We start from the raw sequence: 2357 nt of genomic DNA on the forward strand, positions 1-2357 counted from the left end.
ATTTGTTACAGATACTCTTAATCCACTTTGCATTAATCAACCTAATTTACCTTTCTTATAATAATATAATAATCTTAGTTCTGATCTAAAGAATAGTAACACTAATATCACCATAACAGGACATAGTAATGCCACAGATTTTATTGATAGTAGCACCCACTCAATATAAGACTGACAAATTATTAAAGATGTTTCTTTCATTACAAGGATGGAAATAATAAAGAACATTAAATCAAATATCAGTAACTTAATTGATAGAAAGTTATTAACATGTAGTATTTTTTTATTAGAATAAACAAATAAATAAAGCATTCTATATAACATAGCAACTAGTGTCCCAACTGCTACTCCAATCAAGCCAAATTTCCAAACTAGTAAAATTGAAACAACAATATTTATTAATGCCTCAATAATTGCCGAACTTTGGGTTTCCCTGAAATGCCCTGCACTCATTATCAATGTATTATAAGGGAATCTTAGACAATAAGTTGCATAAGCCAAGCAGATCAAAAAACCAAAAACAACATTTATATAATTTGCATCATTAATTCCCCTTGTATATACTCTAACAAAAGGAACTATCAATATAGCTGCAACAGTATAGATAAACATAACAAAACAGTGTATAGTTAATTCTACAACTTTGAAAAAGCTTTGTAGTTTTTCATACTCTTTTTTTGCAATCATATCACCAAAAAGCGACTTAACTCCACCCATGCTAGAATTAATTAATTCTTTTAATCCATTAACAACTAGCATGTAAATTGAATAAACAGAAACATCTTTTAGTGATGCAAATACAGTCAGAACAACAATATCAGTATTTCCAACCACAATAGTTGCAATATGTTGTGCAAACCCATTCCATTTTTGTTTTATCGGCTCTGAATTATATTTTTCATTCCAATTAACCTTATAATTTTTCTTTACATATAATGCTAAAAGTAATGGTCGCATCAAAAAAACAAGAGATGAAACAAACTTTACAATATGTACAGAAGCTCCAATTTCAATTAAAATAATTGAAGCTATTGTATTAGCAATCGTTGCAAACGTATATATCCAATTGAATACATATCCTCTTTGATCCGCTGAAAGCAATACACCATTTAACACACCAAAATAATACTGACCAAACGAATTAACAGATATAGCCCAAACCAAAGTAAAGCAAAAAAGAAACGAGAAGTTTTCTTTAGCAAAATTGGGATATAATATTGATATGGCTAAAACGTAGAAAAAAAGAATTACAACAATCTTATTATAAAACTTCTTCCCTGATGTTAGCACTCTACTAATTCCATGAGAATCTTTTTGTGATAATGGCTTATAAAGTGAAGCTTCTATTACAACTCCCATTCCTGCATCAAAAATGCTAATTAATGACAAAAATTGAACGATTGATGACACTAAACCATTGATATCTGATCCATATGTCACAAGCATTAATCTTGGCAAGATCAAAGTAGAAAATAGACCTACAAATTGTTTGATAATAGAAGAGAAACTATTATAAATAAACTTTTTTCTTCTATTCACTCCCATTTCCTCCATGTTTACAATCAATTTTTATCCAATCTTTTAATATTAAGGGATGGAATTTATAATTTGATTTAAACCAAATATTAGGTGATATTACAATCTTATCTTTATAATTGTTTAAGTAAGCAGCCCACCATGAAAAAGTACTATTAGCAACCACACAATGTTTACAAGATGACATAAGCAATAATTTCTCAGCAACATTATTCTTACCTTGTTCAACTAAAACAGGATACTTACCACCAATAATTGATTTTACAACTCTACTTGCCCAAGCTAAATCATCTGAAAAAACCACAAATACAGGATTTTCAACATGATTTACAAGATAATTAATTGCCTGTTCATAATAACTACTATCACATATCTCACGCTTAATAAGTTCTTCTGACTCATGAACATCAATCGACCATTTTCTCAGAGATACACATATTGCATTTTGACTAATTATTTCATTATATAATTCTAAACACTCTTCATTAATTTTCTCTTTTGGCGTTAAATCCTCTTTTAATTCAGATGATAATTCTTCGAACCACCTAGTATCTTCAAAACTACCATAAATAAATTTATTAGTCATTTTTGATTTATTTAAAGAACTTGAATAGCCATGTGTCATAATATACAATCCAAATTTTGATATAAAATCAAAGACAAATTTATTTAATGATAATGAAAAATCAGAAAATTCAACTCCAGTTTTGCTGAATATAAAATTATTAAATTTTCTTGATAATCTCCAAATTTGATAAAGAATAAATTGACCAATATTTCCTTTTTTTCTTATAATATCTGATTCATAACTCACCGTATAA

The 2357-nt window shown here is 28.0% G+C and carries 2 protein-coding genes; both read right to left on the minus strand.

Annotated features, from left to right (window positions below; translation table 11 throughout):
- Positions 1 to 36: 36 nt before the first annotated feature.
- Positions 37 to 1545: a polysaccharide biosynthesis C-terminal domain-containing protein gene (locus E0E02_RS09340; protein WP_206282031.1), complete on the minus strand. Its 1509-nt coding sequence runs from the start codon at positions 1543 to 1545 to the stop codon at positions 37 to 39.
- Positions 1532 to 2357 (minus strand): alpha-1,2-fucosyltransferase (locus tag E0E02_RS09345; RefSeq protein WP_133018454.1); only part of this gene is annotated, 826 nt, incomplete at its 5' end. The genes E0E02_RS09345 and E0E02_RS09340, both read right to left, overlap by 14 nt.

Origin of the sequence: Streptococcus sp. KCJ4932 (assembly GCF_004352745.1) — a bacterium.
GTDB classification, from domain to species: Bacteria; Bacillota; Bacilli; order Lactobacillales; family Streptococcaceae; genus Streptococcus; species Streptococcus ruminicola.

Bases quoted from the DNA above. Each gene is read 5' to 3' on its own strand.
- E0E02_RS09340 (WP_206282031.1), bottom strand. From the start codon at position 1,545: ATGGGAGTGAATAGAAGAAAAAAGTTTATTTATAATAGTTTCTCTTCT.